Origin of the sequence: Candidatus Planktophila limnetica, assembly GCF_002288365.1 — a bacterium.
GTDB classification, from domain to species: domain Bacteria; phylum Actinomycetota; class Actinomycetes; order Nanopelagicales; family Nanopelagicaceae; genus Planktophila; species Planktophila limnetica.
Window position 1 is genome coordinate 979,714 of record NZ_CP016782.1, and the last position, 25,056, is coordinate 1,004,769.

A 25,056-nucleotide genomic window follows, 5' to 3' on the forward strand; every position below is an offset into this window, starting at 1 on the left:
GTCTTCCTAGATTGTTACGAGTGCAATAGAGATAAGCGTCAGTAAGAAAAATGCAGGAAAAGATGTCTTTGCTTTATCAGCGCGAAAATGAAAATAAATTGCGCCAGCCATGAGCGCCCACAACGTCATCAGCGGAACCCATAACAACCATGAATACTTCAACCCAATAAGCAATCCGAGTGCTGCGGCTGTTTCAACGACACCAACGAGTCGAGCCAAAAGATCTGGGACATTGACATCGCGTGTACCTGAAAGGCCCTTTGCGTTTCCGCTTGCCTTAGACAGACCGGAAACAACAAATACAACTGCTAGAGCGATTACTAAAATGTCCATGGGTTAAAGGTACTACATAACTAATTCGCGCACGATTCGATCAGCGATAAGACGCCCAACAGGGGTCAACGTAACGCGATCTTCGTGCAGTGATACATAGCCATTGTCTTTATAAATAGCTAAGCGCTCAAGATGTTGTGGTGCAAGTTCTTCAAAAGAAATTCCTTCACGCATGCGAATAGATAACATAATTTTTTCATCCTGAATTTGCTCTGCCGTAAGTTTTTCACGTTCGAGAATTGGGCTATCTCCTGCAAATACTCGAGTCTTATATGCAGATGGATGTTTTACATTCCAAAAACGCTCGCCTTTGATATGTGAATGCGCGCCGGGTCCAAGTCCCCACCACTCGGCATTATGCCAATACGCAACGTTGTGTTTGCACTCGTGTCCTGGTTTTGACCAATTACTTAATTCATACCAACTCATACCGTGTGCTTCACACATCGAATCAACAAGTAAATACATATCTGCCATCACGTCATCATCTGGCATTGATATGTCTCCACGTTTAATTTGTGCTGCAAGTTTTGTTCCTGTTTCAACAATTAGTGCATATGCACTTATGTGATCAATATCTAGAGCTAGTGCGCTTTCAACCGTGATGCGCCAGTCATCAAGTGACTCACCTGGGGTTCCGTAAATTAAGTCAACGCTAATGCTTCCAAAGCCAGCTGCTCGCGCGGCATCAACTGCCTTCTTAACATTTTCTGGGTTATGTGTGCGATCAAGTGTGGCAAGTACGTGTGGAACAAAAGATTGTGCGCCGAAGGAAATACGATTAAATCCAACGCTGATGTATTCGGCCAATTTTTCTGGCGTTACAGAATCTGGGTTTGCTTCCAATGTAATTTCAGCGCCATCTCGCAAACCATTGTGCTCTCGAATTGCAGTAATCACTCGACCGAGATCCTTTGCAGGCAATAGCGATGGTGTTCCGCCACCAAAGAAAATTGTTGAAACTGGTGTGCTTGGCGCACTCTGTAACTCCTGAACAACAGCGTCTATGTAATCTGCTGAAACGATTTCAAGAGTTGCACCATCTTGAAGCTCTGACGGTGTGTAGGTATTAAAGTCACAGTAACCGCAGCGTTTTATGCAATAAGGAATATGAACATAAATTGAAAGGTCACCCATTGTTTGTTCCTACTTACGCGCGGCTTTCACCTTTTCAATATCAGCATCCGTTGCAAGGGCTGCCACGAATGCTTCTTGTGGAACTTCTACACGTCCCACCATCTTCATGCGCTTCTTGCCCTCCTTCTGCTTTTCAAGGAGTTTGCGTTTACGTGAAATATCTCCGCCGTAACACTTTGCAAGAACGTCCTTACGAATCGCGCGAATGTTTTCTCGAGCAATAATGCGTGCGCCAATGGCAGCCTGAATCGGAACTTCGAATTGTTGGCGCGGGATAAGTTCGCGCAATTTACTTGTCATCATCACGCCATAGGCATATGCCTTATCGCGGTGAACAACTGCGCTAAAGGCATCAACTGCCTCACCCTGTAACAAAATATCTACCTTTACCAGGTTGCCTTCTTCATCGCCTTTTTCTTCATAATCTAAGGATGCATAACCACGTGTACGAGATTTCAACTGATCAAAGAAGTCAAAGACAATTTCGGCAAGAGGCAATGTGTAGCGAATTTCAACACGATCTTCAGATAAGTAATCCATGCCGAGCAATAAACCGCGACGCTCTTGGCAGAGTTCCATAATTGTTCCGATGAACTCAGAAGGCGCAAGAATCGTGGCTCTTACGATCGGTTCGCGAACCATTGCAATCTTTCCATCTGGAAACTCTGATGGGTTAGTAACTCGTACTTCTTTTCCATCATCAAGAGTTACTTGATACACAACATTTGGCGCAGTAGAAATCAGATTAAGTTTGGATTCACGTTCTAATCTTTCGCGCACGATTTCCATGTGAAGCAAACCTAAGAAGCCACAGCGAAAGCCAAAGCCAAGGGCCGCAGAAGATTCTGGTTCATAAACCAGTGCAGCATCGTTTAGTTGTAACTTATCGAGTGCTTCACGAAGTGCAGGATAATCAGCGCCATCTAATGGATAAAGACCTGAGAAAACCATTGGCTTGGGATCTTTATATCCTGCCAACGCCTGTTTAGTTGGATTGTTATAGGTGGTAACTGTGTCACCCACACGTGATTGGCGAACATCTTTTACACCTGTAATTAAGTAACCTACTTCGCCAACACCAAGACCTTTACTTGGCATTGGTTCTGGCGAAATTACACCGACTTCTAGCATTTCATGGCGCACACCAGTTGAAAACATTTGGATTTGATCACGTGGTGATAAGTGCCCGTCAATGACACGAACGTAGGTAACTACACCGCGATATGAGTCATAGACAGAGTCAAAAATTAGTGCACGTGCAGGAGCGCTGGCATCTCCTACTGGCGCCGGAATTTGAGAAATAATTTGATCTAATAACTCTGCAACGCCTTCACCAGTTTTTCCAGATACTCGCAAACAATCTTCAGGTTCGCAGCCAATAAGTTTTGCTAACTCTGCTGCGAATTTTTCTGGTTGTGCATTTGGCAAATCGATTTTATTGAGTACAGGAATAATCGTGAGGTTGTTTTCCATCGCCAAATAAAGGTTGGCTAGCGTTTGGGCTTCAATTCCTTGTGCGCAATCAACTAGTAGCACGGCGCCTTCACACGCAGCCAGTGAGCGCGATACTTCATACGTAAAGTCCACGTGCCCTGGTGTGTCGATCATGTTCAGGATGTATTCCTGGCCATCGATGCCGCTTCGCCATGGAAGACGCACAGCTTGAGATTTAATTGTGATTCCGCGTTCGCGCTCAATATCCATGCGGTCTAGATATTGCGCACGCATATTTCGCGCTTCCACAACTTCGGTGATTCCGAGCATGCGATCGGCAAGTGTTGATTTACCGTGATCGATGTGAGCGATGATGCAAAAGTTACGAATCTGCTCAGGTTTTGTAGCAGCAGGTTGCGGTGCTTTTGCTAGGGATATCGCAGGCATCTAAATTAGCCTCGCAGTTAAGTTGTGTAAGTAAGAATTAACGAACGCCGGCTTTATTAGCCGCACTCGCCATTGAAGACTTCTTGTTTGCAGCTGTGTTCTTATGTAGAACGCCCTTGGCAACTGCAATATCTAGCGCCTTAGAAGCTGTGCGAAGTTCAGATGTGATTACAGCCTTGTCACCAGCAGTTACTGCATCGCGGAATTTACGAACAGCGGTCTTGAGTGATGAGCTAACAGCCTTATTGCGAAGGCGTGCCTTCTCATTGGTCTTGATGCGCTTAATCTGCGACTTGATATTTGCCACGTGAAAAACTCACTTCTCTGTGTACTTCGAATTAATAAGGGTTATTAATAGATGCGTAGGCTACCAGCGCGTGCCCCTTACGCTCAAACTGAGATCGGGCGCCCATTTCGAGCGGTAGCTATCTCTGAAATCGCCTTTTCGAGTGCGTAAATCGGGTCACTCGCTGCCCCCTTCACATCAGCATCGGCCTGTGCAACGGCTGAGACTGCGGCAATTAGTCCCTTCGGAGTCCAGCCGGCAAGTTGTCTGCGAGCTTTATCAATCTGCCATGGCGCCATTGCAAGTGAACCTGCTAATTCAAAAGATTTAACATTTCTATTTGCACCAGAGACCTTTGCTAATCCACGTATGGCAGATGCAAGTGCACTAGTAATCATGACGGGATCTGTGCCCGTTGCAATTGCACTGCGCAAAGTAATCAGTGCTTGTGCAAGATTTCCATCGAGTGCGATATCTGCAACATCAAATCCCGTTGTTTCAATTCGACCCTGATGAAATTTTTCAACGTGTGCTTCATCAATTGTTCCAGCTGGAGCATCTGAAACTATTTGCGAGCACGCAGCACTGAGTTCTCGTAGGTCGCCACCAACAGCATTGACTAATGCACTTACTGCCGCAGGAGATGCTTTGCGGCCAAGATCTAAAAAGAGATTGCGGACGAACTCTTGTTTTTCACTCTCTTTTTTCAGTGGCTCACAGGCAATAATTGTGGCTTTTGCTTTCTTAATTGCATCGAGCAACGCTTTACCTTTAACGCCACCTTTATGAATGAAAATAACCGTGGTTGTGGGATCCGTGTTATCTAAGTAGCGAGTAATTTCATCTCGTGATTCTTCGGGCAAATCTTGTAACTCTTTAATGACAAGTGCTCGGCGCTCAGAAAACAAGGATGGGGCGAGGGCGTCAGCTATATCTCCAACGATTACTTCAGATGCCGATAACGTCGTTAGCTCAGCGTTTTCATCTTTGAGTTGAGTGGTTAATTTCAGTAATGCGCTATCTGCCAATGCACCTTCGGAGCCAAGGATGAGATACAAGCTATCCATCAGTGCTCCTATCCCAATCGGAAGATATGTATTCCTGATCGCGCTAACTTTATTGATAGAAGATGGTTTTTTGCTTTAATTGCAATCGCGCCATCTGTATCTGTTCGCACAACCCGTGCGCCGAGTCTAGTCAGAGCCCTCACGGTTTGTGGAGCAGGATGCCCGTAGGTATTGCCTTCTCCCACGCTAATCATCGCAATTGCAGGTGACAAAAGAGCCATGAATTCTGGGTCCTGATACTTCGAACCATGATGACAGACTTTATAAATATCAACGTGGCCCACATCGGCGCGCAGTAGTTCTTGCACAGGCGGCTCGAGATCTCCTGCTGCAAAGAGTGAAAAATCAGGTGAAGTAATCATCGCTGCAATGCTTGAATTATTAATAGATGAACCATCACCGGGATTAGATGCAAATTGCTGCGTTGTTGCCTGTGGCCATAGAACATTAATTGCAATATTTGAAATCGTGCTCTGCATTCCACGGGTTGCAGTAATAATTTGAACTCCTTTGAGCCAACTCTGCACGCGAATACTTTCAAATATTGGATCTGTGTTACTACTAACCCAGACCTGGCCAACCTTTCGCCTCTTTAATAATCCCGGTAGACCTTCAACGTGATCTGCGTGAAAGTGGGTCAATATCAATAGTGGAATCTCGCGTATGCCTAGCGCCTTTAAACACGCATCTTCAAGGGCGGCATCTGGTCCAACATCGATAACGATTGCCCGATGATTTCCTAAATTAATAACAGATGAATCTCCTTGACCAATATCGCAATTAGCAACGTTCCAATCTCCACCTGGCCACCGACTGATCCATGTAAAGAGGAGAAGAAAGCACAGAGCGATAGCAACGTATTTCTTCCAGTGTTCTCGCAGGAGTGTGCGTGTAAACCAGAGTGCAACAAGCAATAGAAGTAATACCGCGCTGCTCATTTGTAGGACAGGAAACTGCGCCGCCCAATGCGCGCTCCATGTAATAAATGCTGCAGGAAAGTGAATAACCCAAATCAATATCCGAGTGACAAATGGAGCAATCGGTGAGATCAGCGCTGCAATAAAACCAATAATTGTTATAGGAGCAACTGCAGGGGCTGCAAATAAGTTAGCAATCACACTCATGGGAGCTAAATACCCTGAAAGTGCAATTAACACTGGAGAGCAAAAAACAGTTGCAGCAATTGGTAGTGCCAAAGCTTGACTCATCAGTGCCGGCAAATACTTAGATAACCAATCAACAATTCGCGGTGCAAAGAGTAATAGCCCAGCGGTTGCAAGCACGGATAAAGCAAAGCCAGCATCTCGTGCTTGAAATGGATCACCAATAACAACAGCTGCAATTGCAAAACCGAGTGCAGGCAGTGAATCACTTGGTCGGCGTGAACCCTTTGCAACTAATAACACTGCTGCCATTGCAGCTGCTCTCAGCACAGATGGAGATGGACGAACCAAGGCGATAAAGGATGCTAAAAATATTGCAGTAGCCCCTAGCCTCCATCTAAGAGAGCGAATAAAAAATTGCATTGCCCACAAAACAAAGGCTGAAACAATGGCAAAATTTGCACCACTGACTGCAACTAAATGAGTTAACCCGGAGCGCTTCATATCTGCTTTAAATTCCACGCTCTGTTTGGATGTATCGCCAAGCACCATTCCTGGAATTAATGCACCCGCATCACCAGTTCCACTATTTACGCACAAGCCATTTCTGATGGCGGCAAGGGATCGCGCCCAACGTGATGCCTGCGTGCGAATCTCAATGTCACCTTTTACAAAAACCAGAGCTGCAACTCGTGCTTCTTTACTTAAGACAGCAGTACCCCGAAAATGTATCTGTTGTCCTGGTAGCAAATCTGCAACGATTTTATTGGGTGTAACAATTCGAATTGGCACCCGTAATTCAAAGTTCTTGCCGCCAGCACTGACAAATATGGCACGGGCTAAGAATGTGTAATTTCGAATCGCAAAATAGGAGCCACTTACTTTAGGAGCACTCAATGTTGGATCAGTTGAAACTTGAGCCGTAATATCAATCGGCTGATCCATGAAGGATCTAATAGCGTTATTAGCCAATGATTGTTGACGAAGTGACATCACAGTTGAACCAAGAAGCAGTGCTGCAATAAATATAAGCACACGAACTTTTTTGCCAGCCAAGGAAATAAAGAAAATAGCCACTGCGACGAGGCAAACTCGCCAAGGCGCCAATGCGCTCTGTGTCAGTGCGCCAATCCAGATTGCAGATCCCAGAGCAATCGCTCTGAAATCAACTAAACGCGAATCTTCTCTTTGAACTGCGCTAATTTGGCATCGCCTATTCCAGAGACTTTAAGTAAATCTTCTATTGCAAGAAATGCCCCATTAGTTGTTCTGTAAGCAATGATTCGCTTTGCAATTACTGGACCAATGCCATCGAGTGAATCTAACTCTGAAGCGCTAGCGCGATTTATATTGATAGGTCCCCGTGGCACCGCAGCTTTTGATCCTGCTCGAATGGATGCACCTGCTTTATAAATCGGATCAACATAAATTTGTTCACCATCTTTTATAATTCGTGCCAGATTTAAATCAGATAGTGCGGCCTTTGGTCGCGCTCCCCCTGCAGCTTTTATTGCATCAATCACACGCGAGCCAGCAGGTAATTCATAGACTCCTGGTGAAACCACTTCGCCCGTAACATCGATTATTAGCGCCGGTGCAATCATCTGTGTGGGCACAATCGCCTCCACAACAACTTCTTCTGATTTTCCGCTTGCGACTACGAAGAGTGAGAGCGCAATAAGTACTGCCGCAATTACCCCTAGCGTGCGCCTTTGTATGGTGGTGAAATGTAAATCAACCCACCATTGCGTGAGGCGATCCCATTGTTGCTGTAATTGATCCATGAGCGAAGTATTTTCACTTCGCGCCCTGCCTACTTACAAATAGAGGCAGGGCTGTTGATAACTTACTTTTTGATCCAATAATCGTTGATGTATTTTTCACCCTCATCGCAGAAGAAAGTCACAACGTTTTCGACTTTGTACTGCTCTTTTAAGCGCTTAGCTGCAAGTAAATGCGCACCAGATGATGGCCCAACAAAGATTCCGTGAACGCGTGCAATGCGGCGCATCTCCTCGATTGCAACATCTGAGTGCACATCGATGATTCCATCTAATTCGTGGTGGTGGCGAGTAACGATTCCCGGCACAAATCCATCTGCAATACCTTCAATAAGGTGCTTAGAAACTTCGCCACACAAGATTGTGCAGGATTCAGATGGCTCTAGAGCAATAACTTTGCAATCTGGGTTAACGGCTTTAAATGCTTTGCCAACACCAATAATTGTTCCGCCTGTGCCGACTCCGCCAATGACGAGATCTGGTTTTCCGGGAAGTTGATCAAGAATTTCCTGGCCTAGCCAATCGCGGTTTTCATCTACGTTTTGCTCATTATCAAATTGTTGTGGAGAGAAATATCCTGGTAATTCGCCTAAGCGCTTTGCTTCGGCCAGCGCATCATTAACGTGAAAGTCGCCCATCTTATGAACTTCGGCGCCGAATGCCTCTGAAATTGCTGTGCGCTCTAAACTCATTCCATCAGGCATGATCACAAGCATTTTGTAACCTTTTACGGCTGCAACCATGCTCATTGCATTTCCTGTGTTACCAGAACTTGCTTCAACAATTGTGTCACCCGGTTTTAATAACCCGTCTTGTTCAGCTTTTTCAATTATGTATTTAGCAATGCGCGCTTTAATGGAACCAGATGGATTTAAATACTCCATCTTCACCCAGATACCTTCGATATTAATAAGTGGTGTGTTTCCGATTGCATCCAAAATAGTCTTCATCTCAACACCTCTCACAATATGGAACGCGCGTAACTTGGTTAAGCGACGATATTAACTAATTTTGGCGCGCGCGCAATAACCTTCTTAGGCGTGCTTCCTGCGAGTTCGGCAACAATAGTTGGGTGGGCAAGGGCTAATGCTTCGATTTCTGCATCAGTAATAGTTGGTGAAACTTCAATGCGTTCTTTGATCTTTCCATTAATTTGAATAACTGCCTCGACAACATCTGCCACCAAAAGTGATGGATCAACTTCTGGCCACCCAGCAAGTGCAACTGCTGGCGTGTGACCCAAACGTTCCCACATTTCCTCGGCAGTAAATGGTGCGACTAATGAGAGCATGATCGCAATTGCCTCTGTTGCTTCACGCACTGCAGGATCACCGGCGCCACAACCACTATCAATTGCTTTACGAGTTGCATTTACCAGTTCCATCACACGAGCAACTGCCACGTTAAATCTAAATGATTCCACTGCAAAGCTGGCATCATGTAGCGCTTTGTGAGTTGCTTTACGTAGTGAAATCTCACCTGATTTAAAGTCAACACCAGGTGCGCTTGTGACATCTCCCGATAAACGCCAAGCACGAGATAAAAACTTTACAGAGCCAGAGGGTGAAACATCTGACCAATCCACATCATCTTCTGGTGGGCCTGAGAAAACCATAGATAAACGAATCGCATCGACGCCGTGATGTGAAAGCTCATCAGATAAGCGCACAAGATTTCCGCGGCTCTTGCTCATCGCAGATCCATCCATCAAAACCATTCCTTGATTTAAAAGGCGCGTAAATGGTTCGTTGAAATCGAGCATGCCCATGTCATTAAGGACCTTGGTGAAAAAGCGTGAATACAACAAGTGCAGGATTGCGTGTGTTACGCCGCCGACATATTGATCTACTGGCAACCACGTATCAATATCTTTACGTGAAAATGGTTCGAAGTGATTTGTAGAACTTGGATAGCGAAGGAAATACCACGATGAATCAACGAATGTATCCATGGTGTCGGTATCGCGCTTTGCAGCTCCCGCACACTTTGGACAAGCAACGTTTACCCAATCAGTTGCAGCGCCAAGTGGTGATGTTCCCTTTGGCTTTAAATCTAATCCTTCTGCAGCGGGTAATTGCAGTGGTAGATCTTTTTCTTCCACACCAACTTCGCCGCACTTATCGCAGTGCACGATAGGAATAGGAGTGCCCCAATAGCGTTGGCGCGAAACAAGCCAATCGCGAAGTCGGTAATTACGTGATGCTTTTCCAAGCCCATCTTTTTCAAGTTGGGCAATAATTTTTATGATTGCTTCTTCTTTTTTCAAGCCATTAAGGGATTCAGAGTTAACTAGAACTCCATCGCCACCTGTTGCAATACCTGTGGAATGTGGATCTTCTTCGCCAGTTTCAACAACGACTCGTACCGGCAATTTCATTGCGCGTGCGAAATCTAAGTCTCTTTGGTCATGGGCAGGCACAGCCATGATTGCGCCAGTTCCGTAATCAGCTAATACATAATCACTTGCCCAGATAGGTAACTTCTCACCGTTAACTGGATTAATTGCATAGCGTTCTAAGAAGACGCCACTCTTAGGACGATCTGTTGCAAGGCGATCAATATCCGATGCTGCCTTAATCTTTTCTAAGTAATCCTTAAACTCTTTTTCAACTTTTGTTCCTGCGGCTAACTTTGCTGCAAGTTCGCTATCTGCTGCAACAACGAAAAATGTTGCACCGTATAAAGTATCTGGACGCGTTGTGTAAATCGTTACCGGCTCTGGCATACCTTCGATTACAAACTTCACATTGGCACCCATTGAGCGACCAATCCAGTTGCGCTGCATCATCAAGACTTTTTCTGGCCATTTACCCTCTAGTTGGGCCATGTCATCGAGCAAGCGATCTGCGTAATCTGTGATTTTAAAATACCATTGGTTAAGTTTTTTCTTTGTCACAGCAGTATCGCAACGCTCGCATAAACCTGCGACTACTTGTTCATTGGCCAGAACTGTTTGACACCCGGGACACCAGTTAACTGCTGAATCTTTTCGGTATGCAAGACCGCGCTTGTGTAATTGCAAGAACAACCATTGGTTCCAGCGGTAATACTCAGGGTCACATGTGTTAAAAACACGATCCCAATCAAATGAACATGCGAAGCGACGCATGGATGCTTTTTGTGTAGCAATATTTTCATATGTCCAAATACGTGGATCTTCATTGCGTTTAATCGCAGCGTTTTCTGCTGGTAATCCAAATGCGTCCCAACCAATTGGGTGCATGACATTAAAACCTTTTTGTACCCAGTAACGAGCAATTACATCGCCGAGTGCATACGCCTCTGCGTGACCCATATGTAAATCACCAGATGGGTAAGGAAACATATCCAATACATATTTCTTTGGACGAGTGTCATCAGGGCGACCAGATTTAAATGGTTCTAATTGATCCCAAACAGGTAACCATTTTTCTTGCACATGGGCGAAGTCATATGCCGCGTGTTCGCGATCATTAGCCTCTGTGCTCATCAGGCAAGTTTATCGGGCTTTATGCCCAAGAGATGCCAGTTAATTCCTCGCTGATACTCCATAAATTACTTGCTAACTCTTGGTCATACGAAAGAGAAGAACCACGGGTCAATTTTGGATATCCGCGCATCTCCATAAATCCATCTGGCCCAATATAAGAACCACCCAAAAGTGGTGAATATGTAGCAGCTGCCAATACTGGCAAGCAACCGCGATATGCACTCTGTGCAAATACATCATTCATCGCACTAGTAATACGAGCCTCTGCATTTGCTTCTCGCATCTGCGGACTGACGTTTTGTAGATTTGTATTTGACCAGCCAGGGTGGGCAGCCATCGCATCGATGCCCCAATTGTTTTTAACACTTAATCGTTGCAATTCGTGAGTAAACAAAAGATTTGCAAGTTTTGTGGCGCCATATGCACTCCACGGTTTGTATTCGCCTTGACCTAAACACTTGGCGCGCACTTCTTCTTTGCTTCCATTGCCAAAATTGCCGAGTCGGTGTGCCTGGCTTGCAACACTAACGATTCGAGTTGTTACTTGCTTGCGTAGCAATCCGGCAAGTGCGAAGTGTCCAAGGTGGTTAGTACCCATCTGTAATTCAAACTTATCTTTAGTTAGTAAAAACGGAGTTGCCATCACACCAGCATTAAGAATCAAAACATCAATTTCACCTGTTACTCCTGCAGCACAGGCTTTCACTGATGCTAGGTCAGTCAGATCTAAGATTGAGTAATCAATATTTTTTCCACCAAGTTCGGCCACCATGGCCGCACCTTTGTCTGCACTGCGCGCAGTAATTGTTACGTGTGCACCACGACGAATTAGGGCCGCAGCACTTTCTTTACCAAGACCACTTGTGCCGCCGGTAATAAAAAATTTCTTTCCTTCAACGCCAGAAATATCAACATCGCTCCAACGTCGTGGAATTAATGGAACATCACTCATGTGGAGCTAAGGGGATTTGAACCCCTGACCCCCTGCATGCCATGCAGGTGCGCTACCAGCTGCGCTATAGCCCCGTATGCCGAACCTTACTTCACCCAGTCGGGCACTGCAGGCGCCCCAGATTCTTCGCCAAATACAGGTTCAGGAATTGATCCTGCGTTGTGTTCTACTAAATGCCAACCTCGTGGATTTGTTTGAACAATTGACCACGACGCATTTGATAGTCCGCCGATAACACCCCAATGTGAAATAGGTAATTGCAATAATTTTCCAAGGACGCAGCGCGCTGTTCCACCATGTGTGGTCACAACTAATAGCTGGTCATCTTTGCCTGCAAGTGCTTCGTTAATTGCTTTTATTGCACGATCAGCCACTTCGCTTCGGCGCTCACCTGTTGTGCCAGCAGGATGATCCTCACCATCGATCCAGCGCACAAAGTTTTCAAAATCATCGGCGCGATTTTGCGCACCTGTTTTGCCTTCCCATTGCCCGCCATTTGTTTCGCGCAACAACTGCGTCGAACTGACTTCAAGGTTTACTAAATCTGCAAGTGCTTTGGCTGTAAAGCGAGCACGTTCTAGATCACTAGAGATGATCAGTGTTGGTTTCATTCCTGCTAATACTTGAGCTGCGTGCTGGGCTTGTGCTTTTCCTACCTCATTAAGTGGGATATCTGAGTGCCCCTGAAAACGGTTTGCAACGTTCCAATCTGTCTGGCCGTGACGCCACAGCAGTACGCGATTACTCATTACTTAGCAATCTCTTCGCGGACTATGTCTAATTCAATTCGTGGGCAGTCATTCCATAGGCGATCTAGCATGTAGTAATTACGTAATGTGGTGCTTTGAATGTGCACGACTAAATCTGAGTAATCAAGTAATACCCACTCTTCGGTTCCTTCTCGGCGAGCAGGTTTTTCACCAATCTCGCGGAGTTTTTCTTCTACAAAATCTGCGATTGAATCTACTTGGCGAACGTTTCCACCTGTTGCAATTAAAAAGACTTCACTGAGAACCATTTGATCAGAGAGATCTAGTGCAATCATGTCTGTGCCAAGTTTTTCGGCAACAGCTCGCGCAGCTACTTGGGTTAGCGCTGTGACGCTCTTACTTGCTGGCATATAGGCCGCTCTCTTTTATATAGGTTGCAACTGCATCTGGTACTAATTCTGTCTGGCCACTTCGCACAGCAGTTGCTGAAACGTTTAAGGCACCGATATCAAGAGTTGATGCTCCCGGAAATTCGGGACGATCAATCACCATTATCTCCACTAACTTAGCCAATTCTTCAGCGCGATGCCATTTATCAAATTGTGCATATGCATCGGTGCCAACAATGAGCACAAGTGCATCATCTGGATGTGCTTTCTTAATTTCTAGAACAGTATCGATTGTGTATGTAGGCCCTGATCGCTTGATTTCAGAATCACTTACTTCAACGTGTGCACCGATTGAATCTGGTAATTCAGACAGTGCTAATTCACACATTGCCAAACGATTTAGACCTGGTGCAAGAGGTGCACTTTCGCGAAGCCATGGCGAACCTGCTGGAATAAGAATTAATTGATCAACGAGAGAGCGTGTAATTAATTGGGAGATGACGTGCAGATGACCGTTATGGATCGGATCAAAAGTTCCGCCGTAAATGCCAATCCGTCTCAAATTAGTCTCTGTCGAGGCGTAGTACTAAATAGAGCAACAAGCCAAATACTGTGAATGCAAAAAGTCCAAAGAAAATTGGAGGAGCAGGTAGTTCGCGGAGTACTTCAGATGCACGTGAAATCATGGCTAAATATTACCGCTAAGGATCTGCTTAAAGCGACTCTCATCAATTACGGGCACGCCTAGTTCCTGTGCTTTTGCTAACTTCGAACCAGGATCACTGCCAACTAATACGTAATCTGTTTTCTTTGAAACAGCCGATGCTGCTTTACCGCCGTGGGCAACAATCGTTTCGGCAATCGAATCGCGTGTAAATGATTCCAGCCCTCCAGTAACCACAAATGTCAGGCCCGCCAAAGTTTGTGGCAACTGAGCAACAGCTTGTGCCACCATTACAACGCCTGCTTTTTCCCACTTGCTCACAATTGATGTGTGCCAATCAACGTCAAACCAATCTGTAATCGATTGCGCAATGGTTTCACCGAGTCCGTCAATGTTTGCTAACTCTTCGGCACTGGCCTTTGCAATCACTTTCATAGAACCAAAGTTGGATGCAAGTGCTTGAGCCGCGGTTGGACCAACGTGGCGAATAGATAGTGCGACAAGTATTCGCCACAGTGGTCGAGTTTTTGCATCATCTAGAGCGGCCAAAAGTTTGTCAACATTTGCACCCGCTTCGCCATCTTTTTTCATAAAGAAATCTGATGTCATTAACTTCTCTTTTGTTAAGTCAAAGAGATCAGATTCATCGGTAATAATTTTTGATTCAAGCAGCGCTACCGCTGCTTCATATCCCAGTACATCAATATCGAGTGCTGCGCGAGAGCCAATGTAATAAATTCGTTCGCGCAACTGCGCAGGACAACTCTGTGTATTTGGACAACGGATATCCACATCGCCTTCTGTGATGGCACGAAGCGCTGATCCACACTCTGGGCACTTTATCGGCATAACAAATGCACGCTCTTTACCTGTGCGCTCGGCGATGACTGGACCGAGTACTTCAGGGATTACATCTCCGGCTTTTCTAATCACGACAACGTCGCCAATTAAAACACCTTTGCGCGTGATCTCTTCTGCGTTATGAAGCGTTGCATTAGTAACGGTAGAACCCGCAACTTTTACTGGCTCCATAAATGCAAAGGGTGTGACGCGACCTGTGCGACCAACGCTGACTTTAATATCTAGTAATTTTGTTGTTACTTCTTCAGGTGGATACTTAAATGCAATTGCCCACTTGGGAGCGCGGGATGTAAAGCCCAGCGCACTCTGCTCAGCAATGGAGTCAACCTTGATAACAACGCCATCGATATCGTGCTCAACATCGTGTCGATGCTCTTGGTAATAATCTATGTACTTCTGCACCTCTGCGCGTGTGCCACAAACTTTAAAGCGATCACTGGTGGGCAAACCAAGTTCTGCCAGTAATTCATAGGCTGCGCTCTGAGAATCAAAATCAATTCCTGTGCGTGCTCCGACTCCGTGCACAACAATGCTTAAGGGTCGAGAGGCTGTAACACGTGGATCTTTTTGGCGAAGCGAACCAGCGGCTGCGTTGCGTGGATTAGCAAAGAGTGATTTACCTGCTTCTTCTAGCCCATCGTTTAATTCAGCAAATGCTGCAAGTGGAAAGAAAACTTCTCCGCGAACTTCGATCAGCCCAGGAACTTTCTTGCCCTTTAATGTGTGGGGCAAACCTTTAATTGTTTTCACATTCAGTGTTACATCTTCACCTGTGGCGCCATTGCCGCGAGTAAGTGCGCTGACAAGTTCGCCATTTTCATACTTTAAGTTAATAGCAAGGCCATCTACTTTAAGCTCGCACAAATACGTTGGTGCTTTCGCTTCTTTTTCAACACGATCAAACCAACCGGTTAATTCATCTGCGTCAAAAACATTGTCCAAACTCATCATCTTTTCGATGTGATCGCGTTGCTCAAATCCTGTTGAAAATCCCCCACCGATACCTAGCGTTGGTGAATCAGCTTGGCGGAGCTCTGGATTGGCTTCTTCTAGCTTTTTGAGTTCAATGAGTAAAACATCAAATTCGGCATCTGTAATCGTTGGATTATCTAGGACGTAATATCTAAATTGATGATCACGAATCTCTTTAATTAATTCATCAATTCTGTGACGTGCAATTGAAGTCATGCTGTCTCACAAATAGTTGCAGAACCAACGACTCGATCACCATCATAAATAACCATTGCTTGCCCAGTGGCAAGTCCTAAAAGTGGTTCATCTAGTTCGGCGACAAGCAATGCGCCATCAAAATAATATGTACACGGTAGCGCTGCGCCATGTGCGCGCACCTGAACAAACCCGCGTAAGTGTTCGCCATCAACACCAGGACCGCACCACACAGGGCGTTCACCCTTCATCGTTGAAATCGCTAACTCTTCACGCGCACCCACAACTACTGTGTTTGTTACTGGTTCGATCTTTAGAACAAATCGTGGTGATCCATCTGCTGTGGGAACTGTTATTCCTAAACCTTTTCGTTGGCCGATTGTGTATGTGTAGGCACCTTTGTGTTCGCCAATCTTTGTGCCATCTTGATCAACAATTGGACCAACTTCACTTCCTAGTCGATCACGTAACCATCCTGCGTTATCCCCGGATGGCACGAAACAAATGTCATGGCTATCTGGCTTTTGCGCAACGGCTAATCCGCGCGCTTCTGCCTCCTTTCGGATATCAACCTTTGTTGTATCGCCCAGTGGAAAAATCGCGCCATTGATCTGTTCGATTGTTAATACAGATAGAACGTATGACTGATCTTTGCTGTGATCAACTGCGCGATGAAGAGTTTTGCCATCTGGTCCGATTTCAGTGCGCGCATAGTGTCCAGTGACTACGCCATCAAAACCCATTGCTCGCGCACGATCTAAGACGGCTGCAAACTTAATCTTTTCATTACAACGCAAACATGGATTAGGTGTGCGACCAGCTGCATATTCACTCATGAAATCTTCGACAACACCTGCGTGAAATTCCTCCGCCATATCCCAGATATAAAAAGGAATACCGATTACATCTGCGGCTCTACGCGCATCATGTGAATCTTCGATCGTGCAACAACCGCGTGCACCAGAACGATACTTTTGTGGATTAGCAGACAGCGCTAAGTGCACGCCAATAACATCGTGACCAGCTTCGACTGCGCGCGCTGCGGCCACTGCAGAATCAACGCCACCACTCATTGCAGCAATTAGTTTCATAGCCCACTGGCCGCTCTGCCGCGGGCAATCACAGATGGCAATACAGCTAGTGCTCCATCGCAATCTGCTTGTGTGGATGTTCGTCCAAATGAAAAACGAAGTGATGACATTGCACTTATTTCATCATGGCCCATTGCAAGTAAAACATGGCTCGGTCTGTGTACTCCGGCGCTACACGCTGATCCAGTTGAACACGAAACGCTTTCGCCATCCATGAGCAATAGCAATGTATCGCTTTGTGTGCCAGGAAAAGTTACGTTAACAATGCCAGGCAGTCGATCTGCATTTAATGCATTCACAAAAGAACCAGGAACAACTTCTGTCACACGAGCGGCAAAGTTATCTCGAATCTTTGCAATTGCTGCTGCGTCATATGTCTTATCTTGGGCCGCGGTTGCAAGTGCCACAATTGCAGGTGCATTAAGAGTTCCGCTTCTGATCTCGCGCTCTTGTCCCCCGCCATGTAATAACGCAGGAATCTCAACACCGCGGCGCAATACAAGGACACCGATTCCCAGTGGTCCACCGATCTTGTGAGCACTAATGGATAGCGCAATCACACCGAGTGATTTAAATGAAAGCGGCACTTTCTTAAAACTCTGCGCAGCATCTGTATGTACTGCGATATCGCCAGCAATCTTTACGATTTCTGCGATCGGTTGAATTGCACCTGTTTCATTATTTGCGTGCATCACAGAGATCAGCGCAATCTCAGATCCGCGCTTAGAAACTAGTGCACGCAGAAAATCTAGATCTACAACGCCATCGTTGGTCACAGGTGCATAAATGATTTCAGCGCCTTCGTGTTCGGCTAGCCAGGCCGCAGGATCTAACGTGGCATGGTGCTCGATTGCAGAGATAACAACGACGTTTTTGCCTAAAGCCTTTTGTTGCCAGTAAATACCTTTAATTGCCGTGTTATTTGCTTCGGTGCCAGATGCGGTAAAGATAATTTCAGATGCTAAACAATCTAACTCTTTTGCTAGCGCTTCACGTGCATCTTCTACATCTTTGCGAGTATGACGACCTTGTGTATGCAAACTAGATGGATTACCGAGTGTGCGCAGTTGTGCATCCATTGCAGCGATTGCGTTTTCGAGCATCGGCGTAGTTGCCGCATGGTCGAGATAGATGCCAGACATGGGTGTAAGTCTAGGACTTACGAGAGTGCACGCCTTGCGTAGCCTGTGGCAGCACAGCGAAGAGATCGCCTATGACGCCAAAATCTGCGATTTCAAAGAGTGGGGCTTCTGGATCTTTATTGACCACAACGATTGTCTTACTGGTTTGCATGCCTGCGCGATGTTGAATCGCTCCGGAAATTCCACATGCAACGTATAGCTGCGGGCTTACAGATTTTCCAGTCTGTCCCACTTGATGTGAATGTGGATACCAACCAGCATCCGTTGCAGCCCGTGATGCACCAACGGCTGCGCCGAGTTCATCTGCAAATGCTTCAACTGGTGCAAAGTTTCCATCGGTTCCACGTCCACCTGAAACAACTATGTCGGCCTCGGTTAACTCTGGTCGCCCGCCCTTAACAGGAGGTTGTGAAGATGTAATCGTCGCACCCTTTGCAAAATCTGCAATTGTTATTGCCGCGCTTTCAATTGCAGGAGTTGCAGCAGCGGTGCTTGCTTCAACAGAGTTTGGTCGCACAGTAATAACGGCAGTTGCTGTGTTAACTGCTGAATGAACAGTTGTGGAACCACCGAAAACTAATTGCGTGCAGGTGCGATCGGCTGCAACATCTTGGGCATCAGTAATGATTCCGCTATTAGTTGCAACTGCCAGGCGGCCTGCGATTTCTTTGCCCATCGCATGAGAGGCAATCAGAACAGCCGTTGGTGAATGCGTTGTGGTTAATTGAGCAAGTGCATCAGCCATTGCTGCAACACCATGTGTTGCAAAGTCTGCAGATTCAACAACAATCACAGATGCGATGGGGCCAACATTTACTGTGGCAGCCATTGCTGCGCCTTTGCCGGCAGGTGCCAGAACAACTGCTGTGACATCACCAATTCGTGCGGCTGCAGTTGCTAGCTCTGCAGTTGTTTTTGTCGCTGCTTCGCCAAAGAAATCAGCCACAATAAATGTGCGGCTCATATCAACTTCTTTTCGGCCAGGAAGTTAACGAGGGCATTGCCTGCATCGCCTTCATCAGTAACTTTTATGCCAGCAGCCCGTGGTGGACGAAGCGCTGAATCAACAACTAATGACCATGGGCTCTGCACCGATGCACCCACAGTTGCAAGATCGCGAGTTTCAATAGTTTTTTTCTTCGCAGCCATAATTCCTTTAAAGGATGGATAGCGCGGCTCGTTTATCTTTTCTACAACGCTGATAACTGCAGGCATTGAAGCGCTCATCGCATCAACACCGGCTTCAGTCACTCGAGTAATCAAGACTTTGTTGCCGGCAACATCAACATCTACTTTTCCTGCAAAAGTAAGTTGTGGCCACTGCAAGCGCGCTGCAATCATGGCTGGCACAACGCTCATGCGAGCATCAGTTGACTCTGTTCCACAAATTACTAAATCAAATCCACCCTTTTTAATTACTTCGGCCAGCACTGAAGATGTTGCAAGCGCATCTGAGCCGGCGAGTGCCACATCGCTGACCAAAATCGCATCATTTGCACCCATGGATAAAGCTTTGCGAATTGCCTCCGTCGCGCGATCTGGTCCCATTGAAATAAGAGTGACAGTGTGTGGGCCACCTTCTTCATTGCCACCATGTGCTTCGACAATGCGCAGTGCTTCTTCGACTGCATATTCATCTAAATCGTTAAGTACTGCGTCCACGTTTTGGCGATCGAGAAAACCATCTGCGCCCATTTTTTTCTCAGCCCAAGAATCTGGGACCTGTTTGATGCAGACGGCGATCTTCATAGGTAAAAGGTTACCCGTGGGTAGGCGACTTCACGACTTAAATTCAAGCGTTAACTCAGCCTTCGCCAACACGTAACCTCAAGTTCGACTTGAGAGTTCCTCTGAGCCTGACTATTGCACCCATGAACGATTCACTACGCGTAGCTGTAGTAACCGAATCCTTCCTCCCCCAAGTAAATGGCGTAACCAATTCAGTTCTTCGAGTCCTAGAAACTCTTTCAGCTAAAGGCCATGAAGCGATGGTGATCGCACCTGATAGCGAGAACGCACCATCGACATATGCAGGATTTCGAGTCAAGCGCGTACCAAGTTTGGCTGTCAAAGGTTTACTGCCAGTTGGTTTCCCACAACGTTCCATGGAGCCGCTGATTGAAGGATTTAACCCAGATGTCATTCACCTTGCATCGCCTTTCTTTCTTGGAAAATATGCCACCCGCATTGCTCAACGTTTAAGCATTCCAACTCTTTCGATTTATCAAACCGACGTCGCAGGATTCGCTCGTCACTACGGTCTATCAATCGCGCACTCACAACTGACTAACTGGGTGGCAAACATTCACAAACAAACTGACCGCACTCTCGCTCCTTCATCGTGGTCATGTGAGCAACTGCAATCATCCGGTGTTGACAATGTCGCCTTATGGCAACGTGGTGTTGACAGTGTCAAATTTAATCCAGATAAGCGCTCTGCTGATTTAAGAAATTCATTCATAGCCAATGACACAGGCAAAATAATTGTGGGATACGTTGGTCGCCTAGCCAATGAAAAACGCATTGAAGATTTAGCCCCGCTTCACGATCGCAGCGATGTTCAACTTGTAATTGTTGGCGATGGACCAGCACGCCAGAAGTTAGAACGAGCGCTGCCTCGTGCGCTATTCGTTGGTTACAAGTCCAATGAAGATCTGGCTGCACATTACGCATCCTTTGATATCTTCGTGCACACAGGCAAACACGAAACTTTCTGCCAATCTATTCAAGAGTCTCTGGCATCCGGTGTTGCCGTCATTGCTCCGAACTCTGGCGGTCCGCTAGATCTTGTGCAGCATGGTCGAACTGGATTCTTACTAGATACCAGCAACGCATCAGATTTAGTTGCAGCATTTGAACTCTTAAGTGATTCACATACCCGCGAACTCATGGGAATTACCGCACGCCAATCCGTCATCAACCGCACATGGGAAAAAGTAAATAACCAGCTCATCGATCACTACCGAGAACTTTCTACCGCTCACAGCACATCACATACGGAGGCTGTCGCATGAGAATTCTTCATATCGCTAATTTCTATGGCGACAAGTCCGGCGGCATTAGAACAACTATTCATAACCTTGGCCATAGCTACATTCAACGCGGTCACGAATTTACCTTCATTGTTCCTGGAAGCGGCTTTTACTGCGAAGAGACTCCAACAGGTCGCATGATTCACCTGCCATCAATTCTGATTCCTTTTAGTGGCGGATACCGAATTATTAGGCGCAACAAAGATGTGAAAAATTTAATTACAACGCTAAAGCCAGATGCCATTGAAATCTCAGATCGCTTCACGCTTTCACAAATTGGCACATGGGCCAGAAAGCGCGGCATACCTGCTGTCGTCTTAAGCCACGAAACACTTTCGGGGCTAGTTAAAACTCATCTGAGGTTTTCTTTGACTCGCTTTGTTAATTGGCACAACAGAAGGCTTGCATCTCGCTTTAAGTATGTAATCGCAACAACACAATTTGCAGCCAAAGAATTTAAAGAAATTGGCACCCCAAACCTTGTGACAATTCCACTCGGTGTTGATTTAGTGAACTTTCATCCACGCAACAGAGATGAATCACTTCGCACAGAATTGCTCAAGGGTGCAGATATTTTGTTGGTTCACTGTGGTCGGCTCTCTCCTGAAAAGAAACCCGAACGCTCAATGCAAGCACTTGAACTCTTACTCCAACAAGGAATAAACGCACACCTTGTATATGTTGGAATCGGTCCGCTACAGAAAAAACTTATGCAAGCATCTAAGGATTTGCCAGTGACCTTCCTGGGTTACGTTGCAGGTCGTCAAAAGTTAGCCGCAATTCTTTCTAGCGCCGATATCTCACTGGCACCTGGTCCGATTGAAACTTTTTGTTTAGCTGCAATGGAATCACTTGCCTCTGGTACCCCTGTGGTTGCATCAAAGACCAGTGCTGTTGGCGAATTTCTATTGCTGGGATCTGAGCATCCAGTTGGCGCGGTATTTGATAACACAGCCCTTGGTTATGCAGAAGCGATTAAAGATGTCATGCGCCTTCGATCACGCAACTCTGATTTAGCGCGTCAATGCAACCAGCAAGCAGAGAACTTTCCGTGGAGTGCAACTGTTTCGCAGATGTTGCGTTTACATGATGATTCACAAAAGGTTAAAAAAGCCCAACACAGGTTGCGAGCGGCCTAATGTCAGCGCCACTTCGCTTTGTGATCATGGGCGATAGTGCGGCAGCTGGTATCGGCGACTCTGACAAATTTGGCAATAACTTTGGTTGGGGATATTACTTAGCCCGTTGCATTCAATCACCGCTTGTCTATGCAAATGTTTCACGACCAGGTGCACAATCTCAAGAAGTCAGAGATGTTCAGTTAAAACATGCCCTTGAGCTCAAGCCCGATTTGGCAGCAGTTATTGTTGGTGGAAATGATGTATTGCGAAACGGATTTTCACCACAGCGCTTTCATCAAAACCTTCGTGAGATTGTTTCGCAATTAACCGCTCAGAACAGCACCGTGTTACTGCTAGAACTTCACGATCCAAACAAAGTATTGAAATTGCCCAAGACGTTGGCAGCGATTTTGGATCGCAGAATCACTATGGTCAACGCCCTGACCCAAGCGGTTGCAGAAGAGTTCTCAACAAAGCTTTTGAAAACTCGCGATATCGCAGATATCTACACAAAAGATATGTGGCATGTCGATCGCATGCATCCTTCCAAAAAAGGACATCAGCACTTAGCTAAGAACTTTCGAAAGATTCTTATGGATGAAATCGCAATTGCTCCTATAAGAATTTCACCAGTTCACATTAAAACTCGTAAGGAATCAATGTCGTGGATGCTTCTTAAAGGAACACCGTGGTTTTTTAAGCGCAGCTTTGATTTACTTCCAGCAGTTCTACTATTGATAACAAAAGAGAAGGTGTTAAACGCATTTAGTGGCTTACGCCCTAAGGAAGATAACGTGCACTTTGCTAATTTTGCGCAAACTCAATCAACAGAGGCCATTTCTGCTTAATACTCGTAAGTACCAAGTACCTACCTTAAACTAACCACATGCTCGCAATCATCGCTGCCGGTCAAGGTGCACAAACCCCCGGGATGCTCAGTGCGTGGCTTAAGGATTCTTCCCTTCGAGATACATGCGCTGGCTGGTCTGATGAAATAGGTATTGATCTTCTCACTCTTGGCACAACAGCAGATGCCGATCAGATTAAAGATACGGCGAATGCCCAGCCGTTAATTGTTGCGGCCGGCTTATTAAGTTTTAAAGCACTGGGCATCACGCCATCTGTTTTTGCAGGTCACTCTGTTGGAGAAATAACGGCTGCAAGCCTTGCAAACATCATCTCTGAAACGGACGCCATGAAAATAGTTCATGCTCGCGGATTTGAAATGGCAAAAGCTGCTGCGATTACACCTGCGGGAATGTCAGCGGTCTTAGGTGGCGAAAGGGATGCAGTCGTTGCCGCAATTACTGCAGCGGGATTAGTTGCGGCAAATGAAAATGGCGGCGGACAAATTGTTGCAGCCGGCTCCCTCGAAGGTTTAGAAAAACTTGCAGCCAACCCGCCTGAAGGTGCTCGCGTTCGTGCGCTCGCTGTTGCTGGTGCATTTCACACCTCTTATATGCAACCTGCCATCGAGCCACTACGTGCACTCGTTTCCAGCACACACTCGCATGATCCGATTGCCACAATTATTTCTAATAAAGAAGGTGGCAAAGTTGCCACTGGGCGCGAATTCATGGATCGCATCGTGGCGCAGATCGCAAATCCGGTGCGCTGGGACTTGTGTATGAGTACCCTGAAATCTATGGGTGTTACAGGAGTAATTGAGTTAGCACCTGCTGGCACGCTAGTTGGATTACTCAAGCGAGCAGAACCAGATATCGAAACCTTTGCATTGAAATCACCTGATGATCTAGAGGCTGCGCAAAGTTTTGCAGCCAAGCATGGGAGCAACTAAGTGGCCACAATAAAAAGTAGCAAAGGCTCTGAAGCACAAATTCTCTCTGTTGGCACGTATCGCCCTGCGCGTTTAGTACCGAATTCTGAAATTGTGGATCGAATTGATTCAAGTGATGAGTGGATTCAACAACGCACCGGCATTGAATCGCGACGCTTTGCAGGCCCTGATGAATCAGTCATTGATATGGCCCAAGCTGCTAGTGAAATGGCGCTTAAGCGAGCCAAACTAAGCATTGCAGATATCGACACTGTCATCGTTGCAACAATTACTTTTCCTTATCAAGCACCGAGTGCGGCAACGGCACTAATCGAACGCTTAGGAAATCCAAAGGCTGCAGCTTTCGATGTTGGCGCTGCCTGTGCTGGTTTTTGTTATGGAGTTGGAATGGCAAATGATTTAATCCGCGGTGGAACATCTAAAAACGTACTTGTCGTCGGTGTTGAAAAGATCTCAGATTTTACTGACCCAGATGATCGCGCTACGGCCTTTATTTTTGCAGATGGCGCTGGCGCAGTTGTTGTTAGCGCTGCAGATCATGTTGGTATTGGCCCAACTATTTGGGGATCAGATGCTGCCAACCGCGATGCAATTTTGATGGAGCCAGCCTGGACTGATTACAAGAAAACTCCACAATCAACTATCGAGCAATTAAAGTGGCCAAACATCGAACAACAAGGACAGACTGTTTTTCGTTGGGCAGTATTTGAAATGAGCAAAGCTGCAATTCGCACATTAGAAGCAGCTGGTGTCAGCGTTGATCAACTCGGTGCATTTATTCCTCACCAAGCAAACTTTAGAATCATCGAAGCAATGGCACGCCAAATGGATATTCCTGATTCTGTGGTGATTGCAGATGACATCAAGACAAATGGAAATACATCTGCAGCATCAATTCCACTTGCAATGGATGCTCTCCTTGAAAAACATCCTGAGTTGCATGGATCACTTGCATTGCTGATCGGATATGGCGCAGGCCTTGTTTATGCAGGACAAGTAGTCCAATTGCCACCTGCACCAAAATAATTTCTCGCTTATTGGGGGCAATTACTCGTAAGTAAGGCAAGAATCA

The 25,056-nt window shown here is 46.1% G+C and carries 24 protein-coding genes and 1 tRNA gene; 5 read left to right on the plus strand and 20 right to left on the minus strand.

Features of this window, described 5'->3' with window-relative positions:
- Positions 1-6: 6 nt before the first annotated feature.
- The 20 genes from PHILAsVB114_RS05130 to PHILAsVB114_RS05220 form a co-directional block, all read right to left on the minus strand.
- Positions 7-333 carry a DoxX family protein gene (locus tag PHILAsVB114_RS05130; RefSeq protein WP_095698304.1) on the minus strand — a complete coding sequence of 109 codons (327 nt, stop codon included), beginning with the start codon at positions 331-333 and terminating at the stop codon, positions 7-9.
- 12 nt (positions 334-345) lie between these two features.
- Positions 346-1,470 (minus strand): radical SAM family heme chaperone HemW, encoded by a 1,125-nt coding sequence (hemW, locus tag PHILAsVB114_RS05135; RefSeq protein WP_095698305.1) that lies wholly within the window; start codon positions 1,468-1,470, stop codon positions 346-348.
- Positions 1,471-1,479: 9 nt separating this feature from the next.
- Positions 1,480-3,351 carry a translation elongation factor 4 gene (lepA, locus tag PHILAsVB114_RS05140; RefSeq protein WP_095698306.1) on the minus strand — a complete coding sequence of 624 codons (1,872 nt, stop codon included), beginning with the start codon at positions 3,349-3,351 and terminating at the stop codon, positions 1,480-1,482.
- 37 nt (positions 3,352-3,388) lie between these two features.
- The gene (rpsT, locus tag PHILAsVB114_RS05145) at positions 3,389-3,658 is read right to left on the minus strand and encodes a 30S ribosomal protein S20 (RefSeq protein WP_095698307.1); all 270 of its coding nucleotides are present in this window, start codon (positions 3,656-3,658) and stop codon (positions 3,389-3,391) included.
- 83 nt (positions 3,659-3,741) lie between these two features.
- Positions 3,742-4,704: a DNA polymerase III subunit delta gene (gene holA, locus PHILAsVB114_RS05150; RefSeq protein ID WP_095698308.1), complete on the minus strand. Its 963-nt coding sequence runs from the start codon at positions 4,702-4,704 to the stop codon at positions 3,742-3,744.
- Between the two features lie 8 nt (positions 4,705-4,712).
- Entirely contained in the window at positions 4,713-6,884 is a 2,172-nt protein-coding gene (locus tag PHILAsVB114_RS05155) for a ComEC/Rec2 family competence protein (RefSeq protein ID WP_204246773.1), read from the minus strand.
- 92 nt (positions 6,885-6,976) lie between these two features.
- Positions 6,977-7,591 carry a ComEA family DNA-binding protein gene (locus tag PHILAsVB114_RS05160; protein WP_095698310.1) on the minus strand — a complete coding sequence of 205 codons (615 nt, stop codon included), beginning with the start codon at positions 7,589-7,591 and terminating at the stop codon, positions 6,977-6,979.
- A gap of 62 nt (positions 7,592-7,653) precedes the next feature.
- A complete protein-coding gene (locus tag PHILAsVB114_RS05165) occupies positions 7,654-8,538 on the minus strand; it encodes a PLP-dependent cysteine synthase family protein (protein WP_095698311.1) in 885 nt (294 codons plus the stop codon).
- Positions 8,539-8,576: 38 nt separating this feature from the next.
- A complete protein-coding gene (leuS, locus tag PHILAsVB114_RS05170) occupies positions 8,577-11,057 on the minus strand; it encodes a leucine--tRNA ligase (RefSeq protein WP_095698312.1) in 2,481 nt (826 codons plus the stop codon).
- 19 nt (positions 11,058-11,076) lie between these two features.
- Positions 11,077-12,009, minus strand: a complete 933-nt coding sequence (locus tag PHILAsVB114_RS05175) for an oxidoreductase (RefSeq protein WP_095698313.1) — start codon at positions 12,007-12,009, stop codon at positions 11,077-11,079.
- Position 12,010: 1 nt separating this feature from the next.
- Positions 12,011-12,083, minus strand: a tRNA-Ala gene (locus PHILAsVB114_RS05180).
- Positions 12,084-12,095: 12 nt separating this feature from the next.
- The gene (locus PHILAsVB114_RS05185; RefSeq protein ID WP_095698314.1) at positions 12,096-12,758 is read right to left on the minus strand and encodes a histidine phosphatase family protein; all 663 of its coding nucleotides are present in this window, start codon (positions 12,756-12,758) and stop codon (positions 12,096-12,098) included.
- Positions 12,758-13,129: a ribosome silencing factor gene (gene rsfS / locus PHILAsVB114_RS05190; protein ID WP_095698315.1), complete on the minus strand. Its 372-nt coding sequence runs from the start codon at positions 13,127-13,129 to the stop codon at positions 12,758-12,760. The genes PHILAsVB114_RS05185 and rsfS overlap by 1 nt, the downstream gene beginning before the upstream one ends.
- The gene (gene nadD / locus PHILAsVB114_RS05195) at positions 13,116-13,670 is read right to left on the minus strand and encodes a nicotinate (nicotinamide) nucleotide adenylyltransferase (RefSeq protein ID WP_095698316.1); all 555 of its coding nucleotides are present in this window, start codon (positions 13,668-13,670) and stop codon (positions 13,116-13,118) included. The genes rsfS and nadD overlap by 14 nt, the downstream gene beginning before the upstream one ends.
- 1 nt (position 13,671) lies before the next feature.
- Entirely contained in the window at positions 13,672-13,794 is a 123-nt protein-coding gene (locus PHILAsVB114_RS07040; protein WP_257789732.1) for a hypothetical protein, read from the minus strand.
- A gap of 2 nt (positions 13,795-13,796) precedes the next feature.
- Positions 13,797-15,821 (minus strand): NAD-dependent DNA ligase LigA, encoded by a 2,025-nt coding sequence (gene ligA / locus PHILAsVB114_RS05200; protein WP_095698317.1) that lies wholly within the window; start codon positions 15,819-15,821, stop codon positions 13,797-13,799.
- Entirely contained in the window at positions 15,818-16,891 is a 1,074-nt protein-coding gene (gene mnmA, locus PHILAsVB114_RS05205; RefSeq protein ID WP_095698318.1) for a tRNA 2-thiouridine(34) synthase MnmA, read from the minus strand. Before mnmA ends, ligA begins: the two co-directional genes overlap by 4 nt.
- Positions 16,888-18,033 (minus strand): cysteine desulfurase family protein, encoded by a 1,146-nt coding sequence (locus PHILAsVB114_RS05210; protein ID WP_095698319.1) that lies wholly within the window; start codon positions 18,031-18,033, stop codon positions 16,888-16,890. Before PHILAsVB114_RS05210 ends, mnmA begins: the two co-directional genes overlap by 4 nt.
- Positions 18,034-18,043: 10 nt before the next feature.
- A complete protein-coding gene (locus PHILAsVB114_RS05215) occupies positions 18,044-18,997 on the minus strand; it encodes an electron transfer flavoprotein subunit alpha/FixB family protein (protein WP_095698320.1) in 954 nt (317 codons plus the stop codon).
- A complete protein-coding gene (locus PHILAsVB114_RS05220; RefSeq protein WP_095698321.1) occupies positions 18,994-19,782 on the minus strand; it encodes an electron transfer flavoprotein subunit beta/FixA family protein in 789 nt (262 codons plus the stop codon). Before PHILAsVB114_RS05220 ends, PHILAsVB114_RS05215 begins: the two co-directional genes overlap by 4 nt.
- Before the next feature lie 122 nt (positions 19,783-19,904).
- Between PHILAsVB114_RS05220 and PHILAsVB114_RS05225 the strand changes: the two genes are divergently transcribed.
- The 5 genes from PHILAsVB114_RS05225 to PHILAsVB114_RS05245 are packed head-to-tail and all read left to right on the plus strand — an operon-like array spanning position 19,905 to position 25,010.
- Positions 19,905-21,047 carry a glycosyltransferase family 4 protein gene (locus PHILAsVB114_RS05225; protein WP_095698322.1) on the plus strand — a complete coding sequence of 381 codons (1,143 nt, stop codon included), beginning with the start codon at positions 19,905-19,907 and terminating at the stop codon, positions 21,045-21,047.
- Positions 21,044-22,204 carry a glycosyltransferase gene (locus PHILAsVB114_RS05230; RefSeq protein ID WP_095698323.1) on the plus strand — a complete coding sequence of 387 codons (1,161 nt, stop codon included), beginning with the start codon at positions 21,044-21,046 and terminating at the stop codon, positions 22,202-22,204. Before PHILAsVB114_RS05225 ends, PHILAsVB114_RS05230 begins: the two co-directional genes overlap by 4 nt.
- Positions 22,204-23,034 (plus strand): SGNH/GDSL hydrolase family protein, encoded by an 831-nt coding sequence (locus PHILAsVB114_RS05235; RefSeq protein ID WP_095698324.1) that lies wholly within the window; start codon positions 22,204-22,206, stop codon positions 23,032-23,034. The genes PHILAsVB114_RS05230 and PHILAsVB114_RS05235 overlap by 1 nt, the downstream gene beginning before the upstream one ends.
- A gap of 38 nt (positions 23,035-23,072) precedes the next feature.
- Complete coding sequence (locus tag PHILAsVB114_RS05240; RefSeq protein WP_095698325.1) at positions 23,073-23,984, plus strand: ACP S-malonyltransferase; 912 nt, start codon at positions 23,073-23,075, stop codon at positions 23,982-23,984.
- A complete protein-coding gene (locus PHILAsVB114_RS05245; protein ID WP_095698326.1) occupies positions 23,985-25,010 on the plus strand; it encodes a beta-ketoacyl-ACP synthase III in 1,026 nt (341 codons plus the stop codon).
- Positions 25,011-25,056: the final 46 nt, after the last annotated feature.

Excerpts from the sequence above, each read along its gene's own strand:
- PHILAsVB114_RS05130 (WP_095698304.1), bottom strand. The coding sequence starts at position 333 with ATGGACATTTTAGTAATCGCTCTAGCAGTTGTATTTGTTGTTTCCGGT.
- hemW (WP_095698305.1), bottom strand. The coding sequence starts at position 1,470 with ATGGGTGACCTTTCAATTTATGTTCATATTCCTTATTGCATAAAACGC.
- lepA (WP_095698306.1), bottom strand. The coding sequence starts at position 3,351 with ATGCCTGCGATATCCCTAGCAAAAGCACCGCAACCTGCTGCTACAAAA.
- holA (WP_095698308.1), bottom strand. The coding sequence starts at position 4,704 with ATGGATAGCTTGTATCTCATCCTTGGCTCCGAAGGTGCATTGGCAGAT.
- PHILAsVB114_RS05160 (WP_095698310.1), bottom strand. The coding sequence starts at position 7,591 with ATGGATCAATTACAGCAACAATGGGATCGCCTCACGCAATGGTGGGTT.
- PHILAsVB114_RS05165 (WP_095698311.1), bottom strand. The coding sequence starts at position 8,538 with ATGAAGACTATTTTGGATGCAATCGGAAACACACCACTTATTAATATC.
- leuS (WP_095698312.1), bottom strand. The coding sequence starts at position 11,057 with ATGAGCACAGAGGCTAATGATCGCGAACACGCGGCATATGACTTCGCC.
- PHILAsVB114_RS05175 (WP_095698313.1), bottom strand. The coding sequence starts at position 12,009 with ATGAGTGATGTTCCATTAATTCCACGACGTTGGAGCGATGTTGATATT.
- PHILAsVB114_RS05185 (WP_095698314.1), bottom strand. The coding sequence starts at position 12,758 with ATGAGTAATCGCGTACTGCTGTGGCGTCACGGCCAGACAGATTGGAAC.
- rsfS (WP_095698315.1), bottom strand. The coding sequence starts at position 13,129 with ATGCCAGCAAGTAAGAGCGTCACAGCGCTAACCCAAGTAGCTGCGCGA.
- PHILAsVB114_RS07040 (WP_257789732.1), bottom strand. The coding sequence starts at position 13,794 with ATGATTTCACGTGCATCTGAAGTACTCCGCGAACTACCTGCTCCTCCA.
- ligA (WP_095698317.1), bottom strand. The coding sequence starts at position 15,821 with ATGACTTCAATTGCACGTCACAGAATTGATGAATTAATTAAAGAGATT.
- mnmA (WP_095698318.1), bottom strand. The coding sequence starts at position 16,891 with ATGAAACTAATTGCTGCAATGAGTGGTGGCGTTGATTCTGCAGTGGCC.
- PHILAsVB114_RS05210 (WP_095698319.1), bottom strand. The coding sequence starts at position 18,033 with ATGTCTGGCATCTATCTCGACCATGCGGCAACTACGCCGATGCTCGAA.
- PHILAsVB114_RS05215 (WP_095698320.1), bottom strand. The coding sequence starts at position 18,997 with ATGAGCCGCACATTTATTGTGGCTGATTTCTTTGGCGAAGCAGCGACA.
- PHILAsVB114_RS05220 (WP_095698321.1), bottom strand. The coding sequence starts at position 19,782 with ATGAAGATCGCCGTCTGCATCAAACAGGTCCCAGATTCTTGGGCTGAG.
- PHILAsVB114_RS05225 (WP_095698322.1), top strand. The coding sequence starts at position 19,905 with ATGAACGATTCACTACGCGTAGCTGTAGTAACCGAATCCTTCCTCCCC.
- PHILAsVB114_RS05230 (WP_095698323.1), top strand. The coding sequence starts at position 21,044 with ATGAGAATTCTTCATATCGCTAATTTCTATGGCGACAAGTCCGGCGGC.
- PHILAsVB114_RS05235 (WP_095698324.1), top strand. The coding sequence starts at position 22,204 with ATGTCAGCGCCACTTCGCTTTGTGATCATGGGCGATAGTGCGGCAGCT.
- PHILAsVB114_RS05240 (WP_095698325.1), top strand. The coding sequence starts at position 23,073 with ATGCTCGCAATCATCGCTGCCGGTCAAGGTGCACAAACCCCCGGGATG.